We start from the raw sequence: 20332 nt of genomic DNA on the forward strand, positions 1-20332 counted from the left end.
TAAATGGCTTTTAATCGTAAAGATATAGGTAACGCTTTTAGAACTGTTTTTGCAAGTACAGAAACAAAAGAACGCGAACAGGCAGTAATAAAATTAGTTAGTGCCATCAAAGCGCAACGCTCTTTATATCGTAAAGAGATTGTAGACTGGAAAAACGCACGAGCTGCTGCATTACAACCAGAGAATCCAAGAAGAAAACAATTGATTGACTTGTACGAAGACATTTTAGGGGATGCTTTTATTTTTGGTATTACCGATACTCGAAAACTACGTGTCTCAAACAAGGCCTTTTCTATAACAAATGCAGCCGGTGAAGTTGATGATGAAAAGACAAAATTACTTCAGAAAAGCTGGTTCAATGAATTTGTAAAAACAGCGGTTGAAACAATTTATTTTTCATATTCACTAATGTATCCAAAGGAGTTGGATAAAAACGGTATGATTAAGAAAATGGCTTTAGTGTATCGTGATCACATTGTTCCGGAAACAACTGAAATTTTAAAAAACACTTACGACCAAACCGGAACAAACTTCACAGAAGCTCCTTACAATAAGTGGACGGTTTGGATTAATCATCCTCAGTTTCTGGGACTCTTAGATAAAGCAGCTCCACTTTGGATATTCAAAAAACATTCCTGGCAAAACTGGGATGAGTTTGAGGAGATGTTTGGCATTCCCATGCGTACAGCAAAAGTGGCATCAACTGATCCAAGGGTTCAGGCAGAAGTCGATAAATGGCTTCAAGATTTTGGAAGCTCCAATTTTGCGCGCTTCCCGGAAGGAGTAGAATTTGAGATTAAAGAATCCAACTCCCGTGACAGCTTTAATGTTTTTAATGAAAAACGTAAAGCTTGTAATGAAGAATTAGCCACTCTGTTTGATGGCAATAGTGAAGGGTCAAAAGACTCTGGGTCAAGAGCAAAATCAGAAACAATTATCGACAGTACTCAAGCATTGATTGCACTTGATGATGAAACCCGTGTGCGTTTTATTGTTCAGGATGAATTGTTACCGTTTTTAATCAATATGGGATATCCGTTTGCTGAGGATGATCAGTTTATATGGAACGAGAACAAGAAGCTTACCCCAACAGAAAGATTAGCCATTTTTAAAGGCGTTCAGGAACTTGGTCATAAAGTCAAGAGAGAACAAATTGAGACTGAGCTTGATGTTGAACTCGAAGATGAGGAAATCGAAGAACCGACAGAACCAGATCCAGAACCAACCAAAATGCCAAAGTACCCAAATCCGCCAAAGCCTCCAAAAAAGACACAAGCTAAAGCAAATTTTAAACAGCCTCACGCTCATTCCGGTAGTTGCGAGTGTGGGGCGGATGATTGCTACAGAAGGATTGATTTTAATTTGTTGAATGCTTTATCCGATGATGAAGAAACATTTTTGAAACAATATTTTGAAAACCCTGATTCCATCAATTGGAGTTACAAAGAATTCAAAGCATCGCATGGTAAATTATTGGAAGGCTTACGCGAAGGTTTCAATGGGATTGATTCTGATTTTGAAAGTGAAGACCATGTAATGATGCAATTGTTTGAGTCTAATGTGCATCGATTTGGAGTTGACAAGACTTTTAAGGAAATCATGGACCTGAATACAATTTTGAAAACATCAAAAGATTATTCCGAATTCAGACAGCGTGCCAAAGCTTTGTTTCCAAATTATAACGAGCGTTGGCTGCGTACAGAATATGATCAGGCTTATAATACGTCACGAATGGGGGCGCGCTATATCCAAATGATGAAAGATATTGCTATAGCCCCGTTTTGGCGTTTGGTGGCGGTTTTGGACAAAGGAACTACTAAAATATGCAGTTCATTGCATAACCGGGTGTTTAGCAAACTGGATGTAAAAGCCTGGCAATTCCTACCTCCTAATCATTGGAAATGTAGATCAGATGCTGAAGATGTTTTAGCCGGTTATACAGGTACAGTAAGCACTTTTGATGATGCCGTTGCGGGTGATCCTGACGGATATGCAATAATGGTTAAATCAGGCTTTGCAGTCAATTGGGGCGATGCTGCACAAGTATTTAGTGCCACGCAAAGATATTTACATAATGCGGGAGTTGAGCCTTTGGACGTGCAGACTTTGACTTTCAAAGATTATGGACTGGATCCGCAATCTAAAATAAATGAGGGTGCCGAATTATCGGAACTGCCTTTGCTTTTTAACCTTTTTACCGATCGTTCTGGACTTGCAAAATTTATGGATGTTTTTGAGTTACCAATTTGGATGGAAAAAGCATTGTTTGAAAATACTGAAGCTCGGATACGAAACAATATTAAAGACATTATCACCAATCCGTCTGAAGTATTTTGGCACACGGAAGGCGCTGTAAACTATAAAATATTTTTGAAGTTTTACAAACAGGAAACAATCCAGATAATTACAAGTTTCGAAAAGAAAGAAATTGCGAAAATCATAAAAGTCGAAACCGTTAATAACGCTGATGAAGTCCGAAAAGGTTTATTGTTATACACCCCAAAAGAACATATTGCAAGTCGATTGGAACAATATGAAAGATTCAATAAGGATTACCAACGAATTCTTTTTAATGAGGAAAATGGGGGATTTATTGTAAAACACAATCTTCATAATGCCAGTGAGCTGGAGAACAATTTACTGACATCAAAACTTTTGGCCGATATGGGAAAAGCTATTGAATTGCTTCCTGTAGGAGAAACAAAAACAGCCGATGCCTTAATCAACAGTGTTGAGTTTGAATTCAAGTTGCTGACCAATTACAACAACTTATTTAATCGTATTAAAGAGGAAATAAAAAGAGCATTAACCCAGTCACCAAATGTAATGCTGCACATAAATAATGATCATAATATTGATGATGTAATAAGAGGACTGCACGCAGGAATCAGTAACGATAAAAAAGGGAAAGCCAAATTTATAGGGATTGTTTTTAATAACAAAAGGTTCTTTCTTTTCTCAAGAAAGCAAATTGAAACAAGGGAGTTTGTTCGCATTTTAAAGCAATAAAAAAAGGAACTCACATAAAGCGAATTCCTCTTTTTTGGCGGTCTTCCTTAGATGACCAATGCAAATATATAAAATAATTACAATAATCGCACCAAATACATAATATATGACAACTGGAGGATTACAATACGCGATGTCGATAATCGACAAAAACTTTGGTGTAGGAATAGGGAAAGCCAAAAAGGAAACTGAGGGCTTAGACAAAGCGACGAACAAAGTGAATGCCGACGTTAAAAAACTGGCGGATGATGGTAAAAAATCAATGTCTGGTTTAGGAGATTCCGTTAAAAATGTAGGTACTGCCATGGGGGCCCTATTTGCTATAAATAAAATGATTGATTTTGGTAGCCACATAGCGGAAGTAACGGATAAAACCGAAAAACTAAACACTCAGTTTGGTTTGAACTTTGGAAGTGCCGGAGCCAAAAACCTTGAAATAGTAGACCAACGCGCCAAAGATTTAAACCTGAGCATCGAAAGCAATAGGACGGGATTTATTGCCATGAGTACCGCCATGAATGGCACCAATATTCACGGAAAGAACCTAATGTCTATTTTTGAAGGCGTTGCCGTCGCTTCCTCTGTGATGAAACTTTCAGGAAAAGATAACGAGGCTATGCTGGAGAGTTTTGGGAATATTGCCAAAAAACGTTTGGTTGACTTTGCAGGCTTTCAAAGTGAGTTTGGTTCTAAGATACCGGGTGCCTTTAAAATAGCGGCAGACTCCATGGGAATGACTGAAAACAAGCTCAAACAATTGATGGAAAACGGGGAAGTATCGGCAGATAAGTTCCTTCCAAAGTTTGCTAAGCAAATCAAAGCTACTTTTCAAGAAGGATTACCTGCAGCTGCAAATTCGATGCAGGCTGCGATGAACAAAAAAGAGAATGCTCTTACTGGTTTTTGGGAAAAAGCAAGCTCGCTCTTTGGACCAGGAATAGCGGAACTAATAGGAACAGGCGCGGGACTTATTGACTGGTTTGGTGATTTTATGGTTTCACTTGAACCTGTAGGCCTGGCAATATGGAATATTGTACTTGCCGTCAAACCGCTTTGGGATTCTTTGGGTGGATTGGTTTCTCAGTTTGGAACCGTTGAAGGAAACACCAGTACACTGACAACCATATTAAATGGCGCTGCAGTAATTGTAGAGGTACTGGCAAATGGAATTGGAGGATTAATTGATATTGTAGCGCCTTTAATCCCTTATCTGGCGGTTTGGGAGGTGGCAATTTGGGCAATCAATTTTGCAATGACGGCCAATCCAATTGCTGTTGTCATTATAGCCATTATAGCTCTGATTGGAATTATAAAAATGGCTTATGAAAAAGTAGGCTGGTTCCGTGGTTCCATCATGGCAGCATGGGAAGCAATCAAAGGTTTTGCGGGTGCCATCAAAGATTATGTGATCAATAGATTTAAAGATATGTTAAGCGGTATTACTGGAATTGGAAAAGCTTTGGTATTGTTTTTTCAAGGTGACTGGAAAGGAGCTTTTGAAGCCGGGAAAAAAGCAACCGGTGACTTACTGGGTGTAAATGCCGGTAAGAAACTGATAACCGATTTAGGCGACGTAGGTAAAAAATCAGGTCAGGCCTATAACAAAGGCTTAAAAGAAGCTGCTAACAATAGCCTAAAAGATAAAAAAACCAAAGAAGCACAGCCAAAGCTAGATGCAAACGGAAAATTCTTTGATCAGTATGCTTCCAAAACCAAAAGCGATGGTACCATCATTCCAGGTGCGGATGACAAGAAAAAGAAAAGCCTTTCCGGATCTGGAAACGACACTAAACACGTAACGTTTAACATTGCCAGTTTTGTAAAAGAAATGACTATTCAAACGAATGCCTTAGGATCTGCTCCAGCAGATATAAAGAGAGAAATGCAAAAAGTATTCAATGAAATAATAGCCGATTTAGAAGTCAGAGTAAATGCCTAGTATAAACAATAATGCCAAACAGTTTGAGATACTCAAGCAAAAGTATGAAGGCTTTAGGAATAAGGTTCCTGACATGATAGCCATTCAGGCCGTCAATTTCTTTAAACGCAATTTCGAGCTGCAGGGATTTGTTGATAATAGTGTGGAGAAATGGAAAACACTAAGTAATCCCGCTGACCGGTCCCGTCAGATCTTACGTAAAAGAGGAACTTTAAAAAATGCGATCAGGAAAATAAAAGCAGAACGCAATAAAGTAGTTGTGGGAGTTTCGGCAGATGTGAAATATGCTGCACTTCAAAACTATGGCGGCCAGGTTCCCATAACGCCAAAGATGCGCCGGTACTTTTGGGCGATGTACAAACAAACTGGTCAGGAGTATTACAAAGGATTAGCCTTGACAAAAAAGAAACATCTTGACATTCCGGCACGTAAGTTTATTGGAGATTCCGCAGGATTAGTAAAAAACATCGATCGAATGATTATAAAAGAAATGAATTTAGCATTGAAACCATGAGTGTAAAAAAACATACCCAAAAAGAAATTGGAGCTTTCTTAAAAGAACAAATACCAGCGCTTGCCTTTGTCGATAAATATAGAGGTCAGCTGGACACACCAGGTATCTTTACTTTTCCCAGACCGGCTGTATTTATAAGTTTCGGTAGGTTTGAATGGGAATCGATGGTAAACGGTTCCCAACGTGGTGAGGGACTCATCAAGTTTAGAATTGTAGTAGAGAACTATGCCGATAGTTATGAAGGATCCGTTAACCAGGAACTGGCATTAGACTTTTTTGAGTTTAATGAAAAAGTACATGAAACCCTGCAAGGTTTAAGTGGTACCTACTTTTCGAACCTGGACAGAAAAACCGATGAAGATGATGAAGACCACGGGAATGTGATTGTTACTATTATGGAGTACCAAACCACTTTGATTGATAATAGTGCCAATGAAATAAAAAATTATGTTCTGGTCGATCCGGCGCTTAATGTAGAGTACAAAAACAAACAGGAGTTCCCGACTACTTTGCCCGAAACTCCTGTTTTTATAATTCCAATGGATTAATTACCTATCCTTTGCTGTTACAACTGTGATTTTTGCCGTATTGGCATCAGGGAAGCTTAATGTGGCCACATCTGTCAAGAAGCGCGTAGAAACCACTTCGCCTATTTTCACATCATTAAAATTAAGATCTCGTGACCAGTAGTTAATATAGAATTTTATGATCGAGTAAACATCCCCAGTAATTTCTACCTTGGTAGTCAAAGGAAGTGAATATTGAGGGATTTTTTTCCCGTCAAATTTTACATATACATAAGCCTGTTTTTCTACACCGGTTAAAGTTTGTTTTTCATATCTGCCTATGAAAATACCCGCTTCATTTTGTTTCCAAAACTTTCTATTACTATGAATCATTCCTATTTTTTGTAAACAGGCTTGTATCGTTCCATCATTATAACCATACTCAACATTAGTTAACAGTGTTTCATAATTGTTTCCAGATGCCGCATCAATGTCAACCTGTTTAAAGCTAGTTTGTGCCTGTACAGCAAAAGAAATCATAAGGAATGCTAGTATTTTTTTCATCGCTATTTTGTTTTATAAAAACCCGTTTTCGAAACAATAAGCCATATTGTATCTTCCGTTAAGGGAAGGAATTCATCGGCTAATTGTTCCAGTGTGTAATTAGTAGCCCATTTCTTTTTAGAGGTAAAAAAGTCAAAACGCTTACGAATGCGCTCATTTCTTATTTCAAGACGATCCTGTTTGGTTAACTTAGTTTGCGACATACTGTTGAAGGGGTATATGCAAATATATAAAAAATCCTACTGAATATAATTGCCTGTTCTTATTTTCAAAACTACCAAAATTCACAATAGAGAAACGCAATTGTAGCCATATACAACACAAATACAATGCCAAGGACACACATTCTTATTTTGTGATTCCGATCAATCTTTTTCATTTTGTAATTGTAATCATCCCATATTTCTCGCATGATTCAAAAGTATTAAGTTGGTTTTATTATTATTTACGGGTTTCCGCATTCCTGGTTTCATCGAGCCAAAAAATAGCAATCTGATCATCAATATCACTAAAAACAGCGTCACAGTTTTCGTCAGGCATTTCACCCATGCTTATTACTATTTTCCACATTTGCCCGAGCCCTCCATAAAAAGCTCTTTTTGTTTCCTGCAGTTGAACATCTGATATTTTGTTTGGATCCAGTCCAACCATTTGCAGATAAAATTTAAACTCTTTTTCTAAATTGATTTTATTCATTTCTAATACTTTAAATCGGTCCAGTGAATAAGTTTTGGTTTGTAGCATTCCTTTTTAGCTGCTTTAATTTTTGGGTAGAAGTAATTAAAGAAGTCCTCCCAACAATCAAATCCATCATTGATTGCAAACTCCAATCTTTCAGTATAGCTGAATAATTCCCTTCCATCAATTGAAATTTGAATTAAATCTGAATATGCATAAGTCATAAACACTTCTTGAGTACTTAGAACTGAAAGTTTTGGAGCAAACCTGAACATTTTTTTAGTACGAACATTAATAAAGAAATCAATCATCATACCTACGTGCCAACGATCATTTAAATCATCTCTGAGGGTGTGAAGCTTTGGCTGACATGACGACAACTTATCAATATCAAAATCATGAGAATATCCAAGGTCAAAGCCTTGCATCAAATTATTTTGCAATAGACCGGAATGTATCTTCTCTACAAAATACGTGGGCTTACCGTTTAAATGTGTGCTAAATCCTAGTATCATAATTATTTAATTAAAATTAATTCTTCTATATGTGCCGTGCCCCATAAAGGACTTTTGTGATTGAAATAGATATACTTTCCAGTAATACTTTCTATAACACCCTCTTTTCCATTACATCTATGCTTTACCTTTTGCCCTGGTACAAATTTTTGAAGATTTGCTTTTCTTAATTCGGCGTAATTTTCAAATAAATGACAGTCACAACTGTATAAGCCTTTGTATTTTTCGCCAACCATTACGTCGACATATCTTGGATAACCTTCTTGTTTTGCCATGATGTTTTTTTTTAAGTGAATTCTAAGTATTCGTTCCGTTTTACTATTGTTGTGGTAAATGGAAACTTGTCTTTTGGTACCTTTCTAATGACCTGAATTAATATTGTACCTCCTGTAAAAACAACTCGTTTCCGGTTATCAATTTCAATCTGTAAAGTCAAATAATCGGAGTTGAGTTTCTTTTTGGATGGTTCTATTTTGAAGTCGTGGACTGTTATCGGAACATTCAATAATTCGTCTATTTTTATGCTTTTTCCTGCGAAGTGCATTACTTCGGTTTCTATTCCTAAATCCGAAAACTTGGTCATTTGAGTTGAATTTTTTTAATAAATGTTTTGAATCACAGTGTTTGAGCCAACCCCAATAGGCGGCTTTAACTGCTTTGTTGTTTTTAGTAAATGCTTTAGCAGCACGTTTTTTGATTGTTTTACGAAGTCTTGTGTGGGTGTGGTAGAAGACATATCCCACAAAGTCAATTCCTCTTTTATCTACTGGGAAAATTTGGTAATTACCTTTAACATATAATTTTAAATTGTCTTTTAAATACTGTTTAATCTCCGATAAAAGAGCGTGTAAATCTTGTTTGTTGTCTGTGAGTACGACAATGTCATCGGCGTATCGGAAATAGTATTTTACTTTTTTGGTTTCCTTAATCCAATGGTCAAAACCTGTAAGATAGAAATTAGCAAAATATTGACTCAAGTAGTTGCCAATGGGTATGCCTTCGGAACTGTCTATGATTTCATCGAGCAGCCACAATAGGTCTCTGTCTTTAAATTTTCTACGCAGTTGATTTTTTAATATTTGATGATTTACCGAAGGATAAAACTTGGTTATGTCTAATTTTAAACAGTAAGTAGTTCCAGGTACATCGGCCAAAGCTTTTCTAACTGCTTTGGCTGCCGAATGTATCCCTTTTCCTTTTATTGAACTGTAGGTATCAGTTGTGAATAGTTTTGTAAATATTGGCTCCAAAATATTCATTATAGCGTGATGCGTAATACGATCAGGAAAGAACTTTAATTTTGAAACTATCCTTTCTTTTGGCTCATACACCTTAAAGGTGGTATAAGGAGAAGTTTTATACTCTTTATTCTTCAGTATTTCGTGAAGCTTCAAAATATCACTTTCTTTTCTCCTGTTATGGATTATTACACCTTTCTGTTTTGATTTGCCTTTTTGTGCCTTTGCATCGGCAATGACAAGGTTTTCAATACTGATTATTTCGCTATATAGATTGTTGTATCTTTTCAAAGCCTTTGTATTATTGGGTCACTTTCTTGACAATAAATTGAATACTAATGACCCGTTAAAAATTGTGATTTTTTGCCGTGATGGCAGGGTTTGCATCGAAATAATATTTTTACATGGTGGGAGCTGCAGTTCGTATTCGAGTTCCAGTTATCGACATTGTTCAACGACCAGCCCGAAGAGGGAGACCGAACAAGAAACTACAGCTTTCAATGCACAACCTTTGTGATTTACATGGTTTCTTTTATCAGATCAGAGAAATTCTCCCAAAGGTATCGTCCTATGGCTCTCGTTCTGAACGCACGGCGGGAGCCGCAGTACGTAAACGAGCACCAGCGACCGACAGCGTCCAACGACCAGCCCGAAGAGGGAGAGTGATAGTAAACATTCTCGTATTTAAATGTTGAATCATCTGAATAGTCCGCAACCCATTTTTCAGATTGTCCCTCGTTGTTTAATGCTCTAATAACAACGTCCAGCATATAATTTTTAATAATGGCGTTTTTGTCGGATTCATTCTGTAGATGATCTACAATAGGCATTAATGTAATATCTAATCCCTCTGCGATAAAAGCTTTTTCTATTGTGTTAATCGTTAATTCCATTCTTTTTTATTTAATTAAGTTGATATGAATTTCTTTGAACTGATCCCAAGCGTATTGAGCGTGTTCGGGATCGAGGAACGCAAGGCGGGAGCCGCAGTACGTATCCGAGTCCCAGTAAGCGACATCGTCCAACGACCAGCCCGAAGAGGGAGATAGCTCGTAAACATGTAGGTACTTTCTTTGGTCACTATTCGTCCAATCTAAAACCTCTTTTTTATCTGCATTGAAGCAACGACGAATTAAAAGGGCTTGCTTTAGAGCATTGGCCGCTATGTCGTCAGGGTCAGTACTCGTACAGATGTAATCCTTTGGGTTTTTTCCTGTTTCTCGACATACATCATCGAATGTTTTAATACGTTTCATAATGTCCGGTTGAAATGTTTTGATTCCGAAAAGGTTTTCTAACATTACTTTTCTTGGTGATTTGGCTTTAGAATAAGCCGCTAATACTTTCTCTTTCGGGACTGTCAATGTTTCACTCATTTTTATTTGTTGTTTAATTATTAATATTCGTCGTTGTATCTCTTTTGATTCAACCAAGTAACCAGGTGCGCTTTTGCCTGTCCTGTTTTAGCTAGGTCGGCTTCATATTTTGGAAGCACATTAAATATTTTTATTTTGGTGGGTAGGTCTAGTTTTTCGTATGCTTTTTTGGCTAAATCTCCTTTTCTTTTTAAGCCATATTTATTATAAAGGGTCTCAAAACTATAATCGTATAGTTTTAGCTCGATGGTTACAATATGCTTGTATTTACTCCATTCTTCTATCATTGCTATCGATTCAGGAAAAGTCCTTTTTTTGAATAAATTAAAAATACCTACTCCTTTTGGATCATTAAAAAAAGCATTAAGATTGCCGTCTGATTTTCGGTATTGGAAAATCCATTTTTCTTTGGTTTCTTTGAAGGTGACCTCATAGGTTACATATTTTTCTTCTTCCATTTAAATCTATTTTAAAAGGTATTTAACAGGTTTAGTGTGAATGAATGTTTTTGAAATTTCACGGGCTTCTTTTCTCAATCTAGCATCGGTTTCAAAGATGGTTTCGTTTCTTGTATCAGGCTTTCGCCGTTTTTTATTTATGTACATTTAGGCTAATTGTTGGTTAAGGGTTGAGGCTATTTGGCGCAAAGAGTTCCGGTCGTATTCACACAGGGGAAAGTCAATCATTACGGTTGTGAATTGCTCCAAGAAGTGAGCTTCTACCAGTTCCAGCGAAAAGGAATACTTTTTACCTCTATTAAAAAGGTTAGAATCGGATTGCACTTCGAGCTGTCTTTTACGGAGCTTCAAAGCGACTTTGTCCAGGACACTTTTTGCCACTTTTGCGATTCGTTCTTTGGCTGGCTTTTTGGGGATTTCATTGAATGAATACACCAGTGCGCTTAACTGTTTTTCGGATAGTTTTAAGTTTATTTTCATGTACAATCTATTTTAGGTTTTTCGAGTTGTTCGCCGCATTCGGTGCAAACGAGTACTGTGGTTTCACAAGTGGCACAAGATTCAATTACTCTTGTTTCGGCTATGTCATGAGGACAAACCTCGATGATGCTATATTTTTCCATCGTTGAAATCTTTTGCAAACATCACTTTCGCATTACACCATTTACTACACTGGTTAACATCTGAACAATCACATTTTGGATACTTTGTTTTAGGTTTTTTCTTTTTAGAGCTTTGTAGAATACCTACAATAAATCCGAAACAAAAACAGCCTCCAAACGCAAAAAGCAAATTAACTACTTCAATTATTGGGTCTCTCATGTTACTTGTATGTTGATTTTACAATTCCGCTTAATGCTTTAATCAACTTTTCGAGTTCCTCCGGCTCCATGTCCTTAAGCTTCTTTTGTACTGGTGATTTGTCGCTTTGCAAAAAGGTACTTAATCTTTCGATGTCGGGAACTTCGCCCCATTTTCCGTTAGGCTTTACCCACAGTGCCTGATACAACAGCGATAGGATTACCTTGTGCTTTGGGTTGTTCTTGTCAAAAACCGCCCAATTTTCGTCTTTTGGCTGATTGATTGGGGTTGAACCTTCCTGTGCCATGATTATTTTTTTAGCCTGTGCTTGCGTTATTGATTTTAAGCTCGTGCGGTTCACATCAGCAGTTACCCATTGTACCCATTCGTTTTTGGTGTCCACTTGGTATTGAGCGTTTTTCATTATTCGATTAATTTGCCATTTTAGGATGGGCAAATCGTCTCCGATGACTTCGTTTGGTTTTACTTTAGTTGCTGTCATTTTTTTTGGCTTATTGGTGTAATTTGAGTAAATAAAACAGTAAGTATAAACCACCATCCAGAATGGTCTAATACGAAAACTACATATCCAGAAAGGGCAATAATTATAATTGCATATATGTAGTAAATGAGTATTGTAAGATTGTTCATATTCTTATTTTAAAAGTTTGCTCCCGAGGCAGGATTCGAACCTGCAAGAACCGTCAAGCTCGGGAAACCGAATTAACTAACCATTGTAAGTTGCTTTCGTGTGTTTTTTTATTGACTTATTATTAATGATTAGTTCCTCATATAAACTGAAAGCTTCAAGCTCCTTATTTGACAAATCAATGTTACACATCCAGTTTCCTAAAAAACCCCTGTAAACAACATGACCGTTTACTCTGTAGCTTTCGTGGTCAGTTATTGGGATGATTGTTACGGGCATTGATGTACTGTTTATAGGTTATTGTAATTTTAAAATAAAGCCATTCCCGGAAGATCAGTATTGGCTTGAGGTTCGTTAGTATAAGCATAATAACCAAAAGGATTATTGTGCATATATAAGGGTTGAATGCCTGCATTAGACAGAAAAGCTAAAAGCAATTTTTTTTCTTTGACCAGCCTCATTAATCACATAGTTCCAACCTCGAACATATTGCGTAGTTCTTGTGAATATTTGTGCTTTTTCAATGATTTCAATTCCTTCATCAAAACCTTCATCGTTATATTCCGCTCTTAATTCTTTGAGCTGCAAAACAACATTTGGTTTTAGCATTCCAGTTTTTCCGTTTGGCTTAAGCAATAAGTTAAGACTTGATGAAAGTTTTTTTGCATTTGCATTGTCTAGAGCCAGCGTTGCTAAATATTCTTTTATCTTATTTATACCGGCCGGCTCCGTTCCGTCAAAACTAATAGTAACATTGTAACCTATTGTAATACTTTGTGATCCATCAGCCAGAGTACTAGTGTAGCTGTTTTGATCACTATCCCCATACAATTCCTTACGAATTGCCAATGTTGGGTTAAAATCTTCAAAAACGCTTAAAATCACTTTCTCATTTACACTGTGTAAATCAGTAAGAGCGTTTATATTTCGGCCTATAAATTCGGCTGCAAGTTCTTTGAAGGCTACATAGTTTCCTTTCTTTTTTTCTTTATCGGCCTTGATACTTTCTTTAGCTTCAATCAAAAGTTGTTTTCTCTGTTCTGGAGTTAAATCTCCTAATGCTACTACTGTTGGTTTTTCTGTGTTCATTTTGATTTTTATTGAATTAATTATTAATGTCCTAGTTGTTTACTGATTTCGGGTGTGAAGCCTCCAAAGTGGATAAATAACCTCTTATGAAAAGCGTTTGCTGTGGGTAAGTCACTTCTGAAATATATTTCTGTTCCTGGAGGAGAAAAGCGCCAATACTTACACATCGTATAGCGATCTAAAGTTTCTATTTCGGCAAGAGCCCTATCGATATCTTCTTGAGTGAATTGGTCCATAATTAATATTTTTTCAAGTGTTCTAAATATTCGCTGCGGGGTTTCGGTTTGAAATTAGATTTATTCATGAGGTGAATACTCCAGTCTATTTTTTCTTCAATCTTTGCGGATACCTGATAAGTACTAGCATCTTTTATGTTTATTTCGCCAAACAAATAGCTTATAAAACTCTTCAAGGCAGCTCGCTCTTGATTAATGGCAATTCGCTCACCTGTTGTAAATATTTTACGATTGTAATATTGTGTCTGTTTGCCGCAAAACTGCAAAACTGCATACAACAATTCTAATCGTTCGTTGATCTCTGGTAAATCGTAATTGTATTTTGCCATGTCTATCTTGTTTCTAAAAGTTTGTTACGATGATTTCTTAAATCAGATTCAATTGTGGTTCGATTGACATGATTTGGATTATCAATAAGCCATTGTTCCAATTCTGCAATCTTGTTTTTTCGTTGCTGTATGGTCATTTTAGTTTTGGTTTACGATTGAAAATTCTATTTTGTGGCCGGCCACTTTGGTTGTTTGTGGTTTTAACTCTCTTTTTTTTGCTTGTTCCAAAAGTGCTTTTGGAAATCGTGACATTACCTTGCTCATACATTTTACATACAACCTGTCTATCTCCTTGCCTTGCCCTGCCAGTTCGGAATATTTTACAGAAAGCGTTTTAAACTCAATTTCTTCTTTGGCTATAAAATTTAGAAACCATTTGTTTACTGGAGCGTTAGCTATCACTTGCTGGAACTCCCTGCTTGTTGTAGTTACGCTTTCGGCCCAATAGAGCCAAAGAGACAGCACAAAGTCTGATTTTGTTTGGCTTAGTTCTAGTTCATTTATTAAGTAATCTATACTTGATTCTTGTGATGCTGTTTTGTTCATATTGTTGTTTTTAGGCTATTTCTTTCCAATATTTAGCGGCTCTTTGCGCCCACACTACGAATGGCTTACCACCACCGTTTAACCGTCCGTCAGGGAATAACTTGAATCCCTCAACCCATAATTTCAAATCAACATCAAACATGATGTCGTCAGCAAGTGCTCCTTTTGGTAATTTCCCTTTAGCTTGTGATATCCAAATGATCCCTTTTCCTTTTTTTAGCATCAGCTCCTTTAGCTGATAGTATTGAGCCTTTGTGATTCTTGTATATTGAACGGAATCGATAAACAGGAAATCAGGTGATTTTGGCTTACTCATTCTAATCAATAACTCATCAAATGGCTCACGATCTAAAAGAATAAAAGAGTTACCGCAAGTGTCCATGTGATTCCTAATCAAAGCCTCTTGTATGGTTGCTGACAATCCTTGCTCTAGGGAATCATAAGCCACTTTTCCAAAATTGGTTAAGTACTTTGCTAACTTCATTGCCGCCTCGGTTTTTCCATTTGTGGTAGCACCCCAAATGATGGCGGAAAAAGCTTTATCTGGTTTTCCCAGTGTGGCTTCCCATTCGCCATAGAACTCCAATGGATTGAATTTTTTTGAAAGAACGTTTGATACTGAGTAGGCTCTATTTATTTTCTTTGTCATGCTTTTTCTTAATTCTTCGGATGTTAGCTTCATCGACTTTATAATGTCTAGCTATTGCACGCATGGCTTCGCCTTTTTTTATCCTGTTCAGAATGTCTTCTATATCTGATGCGGACAATTTTTGGTTGAACTTTTGTACACCTGTGTTTGGGCTTTCTTTCCACTCTAAATTGGTGTAGTGATAATTGGTAAGGCTATTTATCTTTGAAGCAAAAAGACCTGTATGTTCTCTGAGTCCGTTCCATGCTTCGCAAACCAATTTGGCAACGGAGTGGTATCTGCCATTAAACACCACTCTTAAGGTTGGATTTTTGCGAGTTTTATCATCTTCGGTAATTCGGAGCAATACGTCATTATAGTAGATTTCAGAGCCGTCTTCGTTAACTTTAAGACCTTCGATTATGGGGTGGTTTCTAAATTCCATTATGCCGCTCGTTTATTTGAAAAAATTAATCTTCTTACTCTTCGAACATCACCGTCACAGTCTTTCGATATGGTTCTGATAATGGCGGGGTCTTCAATTCCATTTGCTTTGCATATCTTTTCGACATCACTGTAGCTCGTACTTTCAAGTTCAATAAAACGAAGACCAACACGGCTGTAAATTTCTCTATAGCCTTTCTTTTCCATCGCAACACCTCGTTTGATTCGCTTTTCTAAAAAGTGTGTAGCCATTAAAACAATTCCGCAATGATTTTCAAGCTCATTGTATAAAGTGATAAAGAACAGCAGTACATTATCGGCCAGTTTGTCGGCTTCATCCAAGATTATTATTGGTGATTCCAATGATTTTAAAAGTAAAACAGCTTTGTGCATCATTTCGGGAAGCGTCAAACCCGCGTGATCACGACCCATTTTTGCCAACAATTCACGTAGAAACCAACGTTTGTCCCAATATTCATTACAGGATAGCAAAAAGGCATTTTTGTTCTCGGACTCGTATTTTTTAGCCGTTTCCGATTTTCCTACACCTGCTTTCCCTGTAATAGCCATTACCAAAGAAAATTGTTGACTATCATTAAAAAAGAGCATTAAATCACTAGAATTTCGGGTTTCGGCAAAGTTCCAACCACTTGCAGCAACACCTACATATTTGGCAACTTTACGCCACATTTCATCAGCAATTAAGTCCCATTTATGATTACGCATTTGTGATAATGTTGCCGGTGATACTCCGGGCATACCGGCTGCAACTTGATTTTGTGAACCTTTTTGAACAATGAATCTTTCTAATGCTTCTACAGTTTGAATTTTGTCTTGGTGTGTCATTTTAATAGATTTAATAAGGGTTTAAACAGTTTTTAAATAGTTTTAAATGGTTTTTAGTACTTTGAAAATCGAGAATGGAAGCCACTTGAATCGGTTGCCATTTGCTCCTCTTTGGGTAAATGGCCCTGAAACTTAATCATGAGTTCCTGTTCTTCGATTAGGCTTTCTCTGCTTATACCTGTGCGTTGTATCAATAGTTCGTAGGCTTCCTGATCTCGTTTAAGTTCCGCATTTCGAACTTCAATATCCTGGTCTAATAGCGCTCTCGAATTTCCTTTCATCAATACCGGAATAGACTCGTGCATTCGTTTGGATTGCGCATAGGCTACGAATCGTTTTTCTCCTGAAGGTGTTAATTCATAAAGCCCTACAAATTCGTCCAGTCGTTCAGGATCATAGCGTACAATCAGGCTTTCGCCAACGTACTTACGACGGAATTCCAAATCCACATTGTTGGTGTCGTCATACACTTCGTAGATGTAGTCTTTGCCCTCAACAGTAAGTGGCATTCCGTGAGCGTAGTACTTCTTGGTTTTGGTTTCGTCAATCCAAAACATTGATAACTGATCCATGATACTGATTTCCTCACGATGCTCGGTTTCCTGGTTATACATTTCAATTCGGTTCATGTCCCAATCCTCTTGTTTGCCGGAGTTCCATTTATTCACTAAAGCAGTGAAAATCTTATTGAATTCGTCCACCGTTGGCAAGGCGTTTTTGTACTCGACAATAAAATCGGTGTTGGGTTTGTTGGTTGCGGTTCTTACCTTGATCCCTTGTTTGTCCGAGAACCACATTTTAGATATTACCTGTTGTTGTAAGCGGTTAAATATCTGTTCTGCTGGGCTTGACTTTCTACCTACCTTGTGGCTGTAGTGATGTTTATTAACCGGCAGCTTATTATACAAATCTTGCATTTTGCCCGACGTGTGACCGGATTGCTTATCATAAGTGAATAAGAATGGACGACAGCCTGCCTCGTTTACCGCCATTTTGATGGCTCTAAAGTGCGAAGCGTGATTCTCGCTGTATGCAATGTCCCAACCAATGATTTTTTCGCTGTACACATCAAAAACAACGTTTATTTTGAGTTCGGCTGCCATCTTTTGTTTGTTATTGGCAAAGTGTACCAAATCTAGTTTGGTACCGTCAATCGCCCACCAAGCGTTAGGGAACCATTGTGTGCGATTTCTTGTTACTGTGTGTCCAAAATGTTTCATATATTCGTCTTTTCCGTCTCTTGCGAGCATCCATACTCTTTTTTGTTCTGTTTTGTCCAACCATGCACCTATGGCACGTTCTGTTAGTGGTTTCCAGCCTTTGGCTTCACGCACGCTTTCGTAAATTTTCAGTACTTCGTGAAAGTTGTACTTTATCGGAAGACAATACTGTGATAAAATGAAGTCGGCCACTTCGTCAACGATTTTTGACGGGTTAGAATTCAGCCATTTTCCAGAAACAATAGAGCCGTAGCCTTCGTCTTCGTATTTCTTAATAGCACGTTTAAAGGAAACCACGTTTTTGTATCGGGTATGCATCCAGGTTTCAGGCAAATTGCTAATAGCTTCCAACATTCTATCCCACATTTGTTGTTTTCCTCCAAAACGCTTTTGAACTACGACATTAGTAGCGATATGCTTCACAGCGTTGAACATTATTGCCTGATGGGTGTATTCTTGCTGTTTTTCCTCTGGAAGATGGGAGCCGTTATCCAGGAGATAATCTCTAAAATAGTGTTCGGCATTATGATCCCAATCCATATAGTCTCTGAAATTGATATTCTTAACACTTGCATAAGGATCTCCTTCTCTTTCGCGAATAATTTTCTTGAAGCGGTCAGGAAGAGACTCATAAGCCACCCATGCTTTACGGCCATTACCACCTGTTGTTAATCTTTTAATCTTACCTCTTTGTACCAATTTGTGATAATAGCCTTCAGAAAACAGATTAGCCGTTTCATAAAGCCAACTACTGGCAACGCAAAGGGTATTTTGTTGATATTCAAACATAATTTTATTGTTTGGTTTTGTTCCCGCCCGGTACTCGAAACCAGGAGTGTGCCACTCGGGAGGAATTACTATATTTACCGTCTCACTTATAAATAATAGTAATATGAAAAAAAAGGTAAGGGCTGATATTAAGCCGTTTTATTGCAAAATTTCGTTTAATGTGGAGTGTGCAAAGCCCGACTTTGACGCACTTGTAGATCACTATAAATCCCTGTGCTCTTTTTATAATATAGAGGACAGCTACGACCTAAATGATTTAAGGGACGAAGAAACACCTTACGACTATTTTTCTTTTGAGCTTGTTCTTCAGAAGTCAAAGAGGAATTACCACCTTTCAACAGTTGCGCTTCGTAATATTTTTCTAAATGATTTAGAAATAATTCGGCAGCTTCATTATATAAATGATCTGGAATTTGAATGTCCGTCTGTAGCTTGAATGTAATTTCCATTTATTTATAATTTATCATTATTTAAAAGGTTATCCAGATTGTTTTTTAGTTCGATATATTCCGCTTTAATCCTGTCGGCAAAAATTGGTGTTCTCTCTCCTGTTATACATTGCTTTATATAGCGGGTAGAGAAGTCATATTTTGTAGCCAGTGCTTTTAATGCACTTGTATTCCACTTTTCACTACTTTTTTTATTAGATTTGTTCATGGTTCTGTTTGTTCCTTATGTTGGAGCAAATATAGTATAAATTTATACCAATAAACAAGTGCATGGACGAAAAATATACCAACATTAAGGAAAGATTATTATATTTTGCTAAAAATCAATCTATTGGTATTGAAAATTTCCTCGAAAACATAGGTATGACTTATGGTAGTTTTAAGGGAAAAGCCAAAGAAGGGAGTTTAAATTCTAATGCGTTAGTCGAAATTTATACTAAATATCCTGAAATAAACATTGAATGGCTTTTAACCGGAAATGGCGACATGCTTAGAAAAAAGGTTTCAAACCAAGTCCATGAACCTGGTGAAGTATATACACTAAAAACAGATCGAGTACTCAAAGAACAATCTATTCCGTTGTATGATCTGGAAGCGACTGCCGGAGTTGTAGAGCTTTTTAGAAACAAGAATGGAAAAAGCAAACCAATTGATTTTATATCCATCCCAAATCTTCCTAAATGTGATGGCGCAATCTATGTAACTGGTGATAGTATGTACCCATTACTGAAGAGTGGTGATATTATCATGTATAAGGAACTGGAAAACACTATTGAAAGTATTTTTTTCGGGGAGATGTATCTGGTATCGATTGATCTAGACGGAGAAGAATTTGTAACCGTAAAATGGATCCACAAATCAGACAAAGGAGAGGATTTTATAAAGATTGTATCCCAAAACTCACACCACCAACCCAAAGACATTCATTTATCAAATATTAGGGCATTAGCACTGATAAAAGCGTCTATCAGGATCAATTCTATGTCCTAAACCTCTCAATTTACTGATAACCAAATTATTAAACTATAATTATTTAGTTTTTAAATGGTATTATCCCTATACCTATCTTTCATTTTCATACACTTATGATTACTTTTTTAGTGATTATCCCTATTTGCATACTGACTTAAATTATCGTTTTTGTCCACCCAACTGTCCACCCAACTGTCCACCCAAAACAAAACATATCTACTTTTTACCAAATAGATCACTCATTCATTTCAGGGCATAAAAAAACCGTTTAAATAGTATTTTAAACGGTTCTTAAAAAGTGTTTAATCGTTGTTTTTAACGGGTTGGTAGTAGTTTTTTAGTATCTTGTATCATGAATCATGTGTTATGGCTTTAAAGTGTTTAAATGGCCCTGCGAAATAGTAGGCAAATGGTAGCTAATATACTTTTCGTTTAGAGTAGCTTTTTGGACCTTTTTAGTGTAATCCCTTTATTTTATTGGCTTTTTCGACCTTTTTTATATTATGTATTTATATACTTTTGGTTATACCCCTTATA

30 protein-coding genes are annotated in these 20332 nt (G+C 37.0%); 5 read left to right on the forward strand and 25 right to left on the reverse strand.

Annotated features, from left to right (window positions below; translation table 11 throughout):
• Positions 1–3 precede the first annotated feature (3 nt).
• The 4 genes from ABEB23_RS17845 (at position 4) to ABEB23_RS17860 (ending at position 6010) form a co-directional block, all read left to right on the forward strand.
• Complete coding sequence (locus tag ABEB23_RS17845; RefSeq protein ID WP_348814078.1) at positions 4–3009, forward strand: phage portal protein family protein; 3006 nt, start codon at positions 4–6, stop codon at positions 3007–3009.
• A gap of 106 nt (positions 3010–3115) precedes the next feature.
• Positions 3116–4948: a tape measure protein gene (locus tag ABEB23_RS17850; RefSeq protein WP_348814079.1), complete on the forward strand. Its 1833-nt coding sequence runs from the start codon at positions 3116–3118 to the stop codon at positions 4946–4948.
• Positions 4941–5462, forward strand: coding sequence for a phage virion morphogenesis protein (locus ABEB23_RS17855; RefSeq protein WP_348814080.1), 522 nt, complete (start codon positions 4941–4943; stop codon positions 5460–5462). Before ABEB23_RS17850 ends, ABEB23_RS17855 begins: the two co-directional genes overlap by 8 nt.
• Positions 5459–6010 carry a hypothetical protein gene (locus tag ABEB23_RS17860; RefSeq protein WP_348814081.1) on the forward strand — a complete coding sequence of 184 codons (552 nt, stop codon included), beginning with the start codon at positions 5459–5461 and terminating at the stop codon, positions 6008–6010. The genes ABEB23_RS17855 and ABEB23_RS17860 overlap by 4 nt, the downstream gene beginning before the upstream one ends.
• On the opposite strand, the gene ABEB23_RS17865 is transcribed toward ABEB23_RS17860, so the two are convergent.
• The 25 genes from ABEB23_RS17865 to ABEB23_RS17980 all read right to left on the reverse strand — a co-directional run bounded on the left by ABEB23_RS17865 (position 6011) and on the right by ABEB23_RS17980 (position 19031).
• On the reverse strand, positions 6011–6532 hold the full coding sequence (locus ABEB23_RS17865; protein ID WP_348814083.1) for a hypothetical protein: 522 nt from the start codon (positions 6530–6532) through the stop codon (positions 6011–6013).
• A gap of 2 nt (positions 6533–6534) precedes the next feature.
• On the reverse strand, positions 6535–6735 hold the full coding sequence (locus ABEB23_RS17870; protein WP_348814084.1) for a hypothetical protein: 201 nt from the start codon (positions 6733–6735) through the stop codon (positions 6535–6537).
• 238 nt (positions 6736–6973) lie between these two features.
• Positions 6974–7228: a hypothetical protein gene (locus ABEB23_RS17875; protein ID WP_348814085.1), complete on the reverse strand. Its 255-nt coding sequence runs from the start codon at positions 7226–7228 to the stop codon at positions 6974–6976.
• Positions 7229–7230: 2 nt separating this feature from the next.
• Positions 7231–7725 carry a hypothetical protein gene (locus tag ABEB23_RS17880; RefSeq protein WP_348814086.1) on the reverse strand — a complete coding sequence of 165 codons (495 nt, stop codon included), beginning with the start codon at positions 7723–7725 and terminating at the stop codon, positions 7231–7233.
• A gap of 2 nt (positions 7726–7727) precedes the next feature.
• Positions 7728–8000 (reverse strand): hypothetical protein, encoded by a 273-nt coding sequence (locus ABEB23_RS17885; protein ID WP_348814087.1) that lies wholly within the window; start codon positions 7998–8000, stop codon positions 7728–7730.
• Positions 8001–8011: 11 nt separating this feature from the next.
• Positions 8012–8230: a DUF8468 domain-containing protein gene (locus ABEB23_RS18365; RefSeq protein ID WP_498371354.1), complete on the reverse strand. Its 219-nt coding sequence runs from the start codon at positions 8228–8230 to the stop codon at positions 8012–8014.
• Positions 8145–9254 (reverse strand): reverse transcriptase domain-containing protein, encoded by a 1110-nt coding sequence (locus ABEB23_RS17890; protein WP_348814089.1) that lies wholly within the window; start codon positions 9252–9254, stop codon positions 8145–8147. Before ABEB23_RS17890 ends, ABEB23_RS18365 begins: the two co-directional genes overlap by 86 nt.
• 227 nt (positions 9255–9481) lie before the next feature.
• Positions 9482–9856: a CGNR zinc finger domain-containing protein gene (locus ABEB23_RS17895; RefSeq protein ID WP_348814090.1), complete on the reverse strand. Its 375-nt coding sequence runs from the start codon at positions 9854–9856 to the stop codon at positions 9482–9484.
• 6 nt (positions 9857–9862) lie between these two features.
• The gene (locus ABEB23_RS17900; RefSeq protein WP_348814091.1) at positions 9863–10327 is read right to left on the reverse strand and encodes a hypothetical protein; all 465 of its coding nucleotides are present in this window, start codon (positions 10325–10327) and stop codon (positions 9863–9865) included.
• Between the two features lie 32 nt (positions 10328–10359).
• Positions 10360–10797, reverse strand: a complete 438-nt coding sequence (locus ABEB23_RS17905) for an LvrA C-terminal domain-related protein (protein WP_348814092.1) — start codon at positions 10795–10797, stop codon at positions 10360–10362.
• A gap of 147 nt (positions 10798–10944) precedes the next feature.
• A complete protein-coding gene (locus tag ABEB23_RS17910) occupies positions 10945–11277 on the reverse strand; it encodes a hypothetical protein (RefSeq protein ID WP_348814093.1) in 333 nt (110 codons plus the stop codon).
• A complete protein-coding gene (locus ABEB23_RS17915) occupies positions 11274–11420 on the reverse strand; it encodes a hypothetical protein (protein WP_348814095.1) in 147 nt (48 codons plus the stop codon). Before ABEB23_RS17915 ends, ABEB23_RS17910 begins: the two co-directional genes overlap by 4 nt.
• A gap of 200 nt (positions 11421–11620) precedes the next feature.
• Positions 11621–12100 (reverse strand): hypothetical protein, encoded by a 480-nt coding sequence (locus tag ABEB23_RS17920; RefSeq protein WP_348814096.1) that lies wholly within the window; start codon positions 12098–12100, stop codon positions 11621–11623.
• A 225-nt stretch (positions 12101–12325) separates the two neighbouring features.
• On the reverse strand, positions 12326–12526 hold the full coding sequence (locus tag ABEB23_RS17925) for a hypothetical protein (RefSeq protein WP_348814097.1): 201 nt from the start codon (positions 12524–12526) through the stop codon (positions 12326–12328).
• Positions 12527–12661: 135 nt separating this feature from the next.
• Entirely contained in the window at positions 12662–13336 is a 675-nt protein-coding gene (locus tag ABEB23_RS17930) for a hypothetical protein (protein WP_348814098.1), read from the reverse strand.
• A gap of 23 nt (positions 13337–13359) precedes the next feature.
• On the reverse strand, positions 13360–13572 hold the full coding sequence (locus ABEB23_RS17935) for a hypothetical protein (RefSeq protein ID WP_348814099.1): 213 nt from the start codon (positions 13570–13572) through the stop codon (positions 13360–13362).
• A gap of 2 nt (positions 13573–13574) precedes the next feature.
• Positions 13575–13901, reverse strand: a complete 327-nt coding sequence (locus ABEB23_RS17940; RefSeq protein ID WP_348814100.1) for a hypothetical protein — start codon at positions 13899–13901, stop codon at positions 13575–13577.
• Positions 13902–13903: 2 nt separating this feature from the next.
• The gene (locus ABEB23_RS17945) at positions 13904–14038 is read right to left on the reverse strand and encodes a hypothetical protein (protein WP_348814101.1); all 135 of its coding nucleotides are present in this window, start codon (positions 14036–14038) and stop codon (positions 13904–13906) included.
• A gap of 1 nt (position 14039) precedes the next feature.
• On the reverse strand, positions 14040–14447 hold the full coding sequence (locus ABEB23_RS17950; RefSeq protein ID WP_348814102.1) for a hypothetical protein: 408 nt from the start codon (positions 14445–14447) through the stop codon (positions 14040–14042).
• Between the two features lie 10 nt (positions 14448–14457).
• Positions 14458–15096 carry a hypothetical protein gene (locus ABEB23_RS17955; RefSeq protein WP_348814103.1) on the reverse strand — a complete coding sequence of 213 codons (639 nt, stop codon included), beginning with the start codon at positions 15094–15096 and terminating at the stop codon, positions 14458–14460.
• Positions 15077–15520, reverse strand: a complete 444-nt coding sequence (locus ABEB23_RS17960) for a hypothetical protein (RefSeq protein ID WP_348814104.1) — start codon at positions 15518–15520, stop codon at positions 15077–15079. Before ABEB23_RS17960 ends, ABEB23_RS17955 begins: the two co-directional genes overlap by 20 nt.
• The gene (locus ABEB23_RS17965; RefSeq protein ID WP_348814105.1) at positions 15520–16365 is read right to left on the reverse strand and encodes an AAA family ATPase; all 846 of its coding nucleotides are present in this window, start codon (positions 16363–16365) and stop codon (positions 15520–15522) included. Before ABEB23_RS17965 ends, ABEB23_RS17960 begins: the two co-directional genes overlap by 1 nt.
• Before the next feature lie 53 nt (positions 16366–16418).
• The gene (locus ABEB23_RS17970) at positions 16419–18374 is read right to left on the reverse strand and encodes a hypothetical protein (protein WP_348814106.1); all 1956 of its coding nucleotides are present in this window, start codon (positions 18372–18374) and stop codon (positions 16419–16421) included.
• 155 nt (positions 18375–18529) lie between these two features.
• A complete protein-coding gene (locus ABEB23_RS17975; protein WP_348814107.1) occupies positions 18530–18823 on the reverse strand; it encodes a hypothetical protein in 294 nt (97 codons plus the stop codon).
• 4 nt (positions 18824–18827) lie between these two features.
• Entirely contained in the window at positions 18828–19031 is a 204-nt protein-coding gene (locus ABEB23_RS17980; RefSeq protein WP_348814108.1) for a hypothetical protein, read from the reverse strand.
• A 62-nt stretch (positions 19032–19093) separates the two neighbouring features.
• Between ABEB23_RS17980 and ABEB23_RS17985 the strand changes: the two genes are divergently transcribed.
• The gene (locus ABEB23_RS17985) at positions 19094–19813 is read left to right on the forward strand and encodes a S24 family peptidase (protein WP_348814109.1); all 720 of its coding nucleotides are present in this window, start codon (positions 19094–19096) and stop codon (positions 19811–19813) included.
• Positions 19814–20332: the final 519 nt, after the last annotated feature.

The sequence above is a fragment of the Flavobacterium maritimum genome (assembly GCF_040049085.1).
Classification (GTDB): Bacteria; Bacteroidota; Bacteroidia; order Flavobacteriales; family Flavobacteriaceae; genus Flavobacterium; species Flavobacterium maritimum.

Bases quoted from the DNA above. Each gene is read 5' to 3' on its own strand.
- ABEB23_RS17845 (WP_348814078.1), top strand. From the start codon at position 4: ATGGCTTTTAATCGTAAAGATATAGGTAACGCTTTTAGAACTGTTTTT.
- ABEB23_RS17850 (WP_348814079.1), top strand. From the start codon at position 3,116: ATGACAACTGGAGGATTACAATACGCGATGTCGATAATCGACAAAAAC.
- ABEB23_RS17855 (WP_348814080.1), top strand. From the start codon at position 4,941: ATGCCTAGTATAAACAATAATGCCAAACAGTTTGAGATACTCAAGCAA.
- ABEB23_RS17860 (WP_348814081.1), top strand. From the start codon at position 5,459: ATGAGTGTAAAAAAACATACCCAAAAAGAAATTGGAGCTTTCTTAAAA.
- ABEB23_RS17865 (WP_348814083.1), bottom strand. From the start codon at position 6,532: ATGAAAAAAATACTAGCATTCCTTATGATTTCTTTTGCTGTACAGGCA.
- ABEB23_RS17870 (WP_348814084.1), bottom strand. From the start codon at position 6,735: ATGTCGCAAACTAAGTTAACCAAACAGGATCGTCTTGAAATAAGAAAT.
- ABEB23_RS17875 (WP_348814085.1), bottom strand. From the start codon at position 7,228: ATGAATAAAATCAATTTAGAAAAAGAGTTTAAATTTTATCTGCAAATG.
- ABEB23_RS17880 (WP_348814086.1), bottom strand. From the start codon at position 7,725: ATGATACTAGGATTTAGCACACATTTAAACGGTAAGCCCACGTATTTT.
- ABEB23_RS17885 (WP_348814087.1), bottom strand. From the start codon at position 8,000: ATGGCAAAACAAGAAGGTTATCCAAGATATGTCGACGTAATGGTTGGC.
- ABEB23_RS17895 (WP_348814090.1), bottom strand. From the start codon at position 9,856: ATGGAATTAACGATTAACACAATAGAAAAAGCTTTTATCGCAGAGGGA.
- ABEB23_RS17905 (WP_348814092.1), bottom strand. From the start codon at position 10,797: ATGGAAGAAGAAAAATATGTAACCTATGAGGTCACCTTCAAAGAAACC.
- ABEB23_RS17910 (WP_348814093.1), bottom strand. From the start codon at position 11,277: ATGAAAATAAACTTAAAACTATCCGAAAAACAGTTAAGCGCACTGGTG.
- ABEB23_RS17915 (WP_348814095.1), bottom strand. From the start codon at position 11,420: ATGGAAAAATATAGCATCATCGAGGTTTGTCCTCATGACATAGCCGAA.
- ABEB23_RS17920 (WP_348814096.1), bottom strand. From the start codon at position 12,100: ATGACAGCAACTAAAGTAAAACCAAACGAAGTCATCGGAGACGATTTG.
- ABEB23_RS17925 (WP_348814097.1), bottom strand. From the start codon at position 12,526: ATGCCCGTAACAATCATCCCAATAACTGACCACGAAAGCTACAGAGTA.
- ABEB23_RS17930 (WP_348814098.1), bottom strand. From the start codon at position 13,336: ATGAACACAGAAAAACCAACAGTAGTAGCATTAGGAGATTTAACTCCA.
- ABEB23_RS17935 (WP_348814099.1), bottom strand. From the start codon at position 13,572: ATGGACCAATTCACTCAAGAAGATATCGATAGGGCTCTTGCCGAAATA.
- ABEB23_RS17940 (WP_348814100.1), bottom strand. From the start codon at position 13,901: ATGGCAAAATACAATTACGATTTACCAGAGATCAACGAACGATTAGAA.
- ABEB23_RS17945 (WP_348814101.1), bottom strand. From the start codon at position 14,038: ATGACCATACAGCAACGAAAAAACAAGATTGCAGAATTGGAACAATGG.
- ABEB23_RS17950 (WP_348814102.1), bottom strand. From the start codon at position 14,447: ATGAACAAAACAGCATCACAAGAATCAAGTATAGATTACTTAATAAAT.
- ABEB23_RS17955 (WP_348814103.1), bottom strand. From the start codon at position 15,096: ATGACAAAGAAAATAAATAGAGCCTACTCAGTATCAAACGTTCTTTCA.
- ABEB23_RS17960 (WP_348814104.1), bottom strand. From the start codon at position 15,520: ATGGAATTTAGAAACCACCCCATAATCGAAGGTCTTAAAGTTAACGAA.
- ABEB23_RS17965 (WP_348814105.1), bottom strand. From the start codon at position 16,365: ATGACACACCAAGACAAAATTCAAACTGTAGAAGCATTAGAAAGATTC.
- ABEB23_RS17970 (WP_348814106.1), bottom strand. From the start codon at position 18,374: ATGTTTGAATATCAACAAAATACCCTTTGCGTTGCCAGTAGTTGGCTT.
- ABEB23_RS17975 (WP_348814107.1), bottom strand. From the start codon at position 18,823: ATGGAAATTACATTCAAGCTACAGACGGACATTCAAATTCCAGATCAT.
- ABEB23_RS17980 (WP_348814108.1), bottom strand. From the start codon at position 19,031: ATGAACAAATCTAATAAAAAAAGTAGTGAAAAGTGGAATACAAGTGCA.
- ABEB23_RS17985 (WP_348814109.1), top strand. From the start codon at position 19,094: ATGGACGAAAAATATACCAACATTAAGGAAAGATTATTATATTTTGCT.